This window comes from Bacillus hominis, from assembly GCF_018332515.1.
Classification (GTDB): Bacteria; Bacillota; Bacilli; order Bacillales; family Bacillaceae_G; genus Bacillus_A; species Bacillus_A hominis.
The window spans coordinates 1-421 of the sequence record NZ_BOQD01000706.1 but is presented as its reverse complement, the minus strand read 5'-3'; the positions used below and the strand labels follow the sequence as shown (position 1 = coordinate 421).

Genomic DNA, 421 nt, shown 5'->3' with positions numbered 1-421 from the left:
TAATGGGACGCCTGACTGAATCAGCCAGCTTGCCCAGGTGTGTCTGAGGTCATGGAAACGGAAATCTTCAATTCCTGCACGACGACAAGCTGATAGCCATGATGTCTTGCTGTCGATGCGCATCTTCCTGACCGCAGGCGTTGATGTTCCATCTGCTCGCTTAGCCGCCTTGGTATGTGACGGATCCTCTACGCCGGACGCATCGTGGCCGGCATCACCGGCGCCACAGGTGCGGTTGCTGGCGCCTATATCGCCGACATCACCGATGGGGAAGATCGGGCTCGCCACTTCGGGCTCATGAGCGCTTGTTTCGGCTGTTTGTTCATGGTGTCGCATGCCCTGTGGCCGGGGGACTGTTGGGCGCCATCTCCTTGCATGCACCATTCCTTGCGGCGGCGGTGCTCAACGGCCTCAACCTACT

General features: G+C 59.1%; 1 protein-coding gene and 1 pseudogene. One reads left to right on the top strand and one right to left on the bottom strand.

Features of this window, described 5'->3' with window-relative positions:
• On the bottom strand, positions 1-288 hold a 288-nt coding region (locus tag KI356_RS29045), incomplete at its 3' end, for a tyrosine-type recombinase/integrase (protein ID WP_274388418.1).
• Here KI356_RS29045 and KI356_RS29040 point away from each other — a divergent pair.
• Positions 184-421 (top strand): annotated as a pseudogene (locus tag KI356_RS29040) (MFS transporter); the annotation flags it as partial. The gene KI356_RS29045 and the pseudogene KI356_RS29040 overlap by 105 nt on opposite strands.